A 1,518-nucleotide genomic window follows, 5' to 3' on the forward strand; every position below is an offset into this window, starting at 1 on the left:
ACACCGGCGGTTACAACGAACTGAAGATCGAAGACCGCGCCGGCCAGGAACAAATCTATCTGCGCGCCGAGCGTGACTTTGAACAACTGATCCTCAACGACAGCCACAGCCTGATCCGCCGCGACCGTTTCGAACAGGTCGACCACCACAGCACCAGCCTGATCAAGGCCGACGAGCGGCACACCACCGACGGGACGCGCAACACCGTGATCGGCAGCGACGACCTGCTCAGCATCAGCGGCAACAGCAGCACCACGGCGGATGGAGCGCTGGTGATTCAGGCCGGGCCGCATGCGCGGGTTACCGCGAGCCAAGTGGTGATTGATGCCGGGACAAGCCTGACGCTGAGTGCTGGCGGTCATCACATCGTCATCAATTCGGGGGGGATCTTCAGCAGCGTCGCTATCGTCGAGGGCGGCGCGCCAGTGGTGGGTGTCACGGCGCAGACAGCGTTGGCGGCAGCGCCCGAAGATCCACAGGCGCTGATCGCGCTGTCCATCACCACGCAAATAGCCGCGCTGGCTCAGGCCGCAGAGCAAGCCGCTTCAGTCTGCGCCGCGTGCGAAAAACTGGCGCAGGTGAACGCATGAGTCGGGCTTATCTGTTGCTGGATCGAATCCAGATCGACAAACTTTCGGATCGCCTGTTCGAGCTGACGGGCGGCGCGCCTGTTCACTCGCTTTATCAGCGTACCGCCTACAGCGCTTTGGAAAAGGCCGGCCCCGTGCTGATCGGTGTGACCCCCGATAGCCCGTTGGCAACGGTTTTTTGGCAGGAGTGGAGCGCAACGGCGGGCATCTGGCTGGAGTCTGAGGCCGACGAAGATCAAGCGCTGGCGCATTTGCGCGGCCTGATCCACGCGCGGGTTGACGGGGGTGCGACGGTTTTCTTTCGTTTCTACGACCCGCGTATTACCGCGTTGTGGCTGAAGGATTTGCACTCGCCTGAGCGTGATCGACTGATGGGGCCAGTACGGCTGATTCGTCTGCCGGATTCACAGATCAATCAGCAAACCGAGCACCCCGCGATCCCGTATGCGCACAAGCCCTGGCTGGTGCTGACGGCGGAACAACTCGATCACCTTAACGCGGCCAAGCGCCAGTCTTTTGCCAGACAGTTGATCGAGCACGGTCAACGCTATTTCCCCCAATACCTCAACACAATGGATTCGACAGCTTTGCAGCAATGGGCCATGGAGTGTCAGGCCAGTGCTGCACGGCGGGGCTTCAGTGCCGTCGATGAAGTCCTGCGCTGGGCGCGTTTCTTCACAGTGCTGGGCACTGACTTTCCCGATGGTGCCGAGCACGGCGCCTACCGGCGTTTGCTGGACGAACCCCGAGTGTTGCCGCACCAGCGTCTGGACAACCTCAACAGCGCATTGACGCACCAATTGCTGACCGACAAGGACTTCGCCCGATGAGCGCCGAAAAACTGGCCATGGTCGACGAGGCCGCTCAGGCCGAACGCGAGGCCAAAGCCCAGCCACACGCTGATATCAGTTGCACGGTGCATCCGTGT

At 61.6% G+C, this 1,518-nt stretch carries 2 protein-coding genes; both read left to right on the forward strand.

Going from position 1 to position 1,518, the window contains the following annotated elements; all coding sequences use genetic code 11:
* Window positions 1–590: bacteriophage T4 gp5 trimerisation domain-containing protein (locus tag AACY11_RS28180; protein WP_445261995.1), on the forward strand; the 590-nt coding region annotated here is incomplete at its 5' end.
* Window positions 587–1,420 carry a DUF4123 domain-containing protein gene (locus AACY11_RS28185; RefSeq protein ID WP_339496314.1) on the forward strand — a complete coding sequence of 278 codons (834 nt, stop codon included), beginning with the start codon at window positions 587–589 and terminating at the stop codon, window positions 1,418–1,420. The genes AACY11_RS28180 and AACY11_RS28185, both read left to right, overlap by 4 nt.
* The last annotated feature ends 98 nt before the right edge of the window (window positions 1,421–1,518 follow it).

Origin of the sequence: Pseudomonas sp. RA_105y_Pfl2_P56, from assembly GCF_963970845.1 — a bacterium.
Classification (GTDB): Bacteria; Pseudomonadota; Gammaproteobacteria; order Pseudomonadales; family Pseudomonadaceae; genus Aquipseudomonas; species Aquipseudomonas baetica_A.

Bases quoted from the DNA above. Each gene is read 5' to 3' on its own strand.
- AACY11_RS28185 (WP_339496314.1), top strand. From the start codon at position 587: ATGAGTCGGGCTTATCTGTTGCTGGATCGAATCCAGATCGACAAACTT.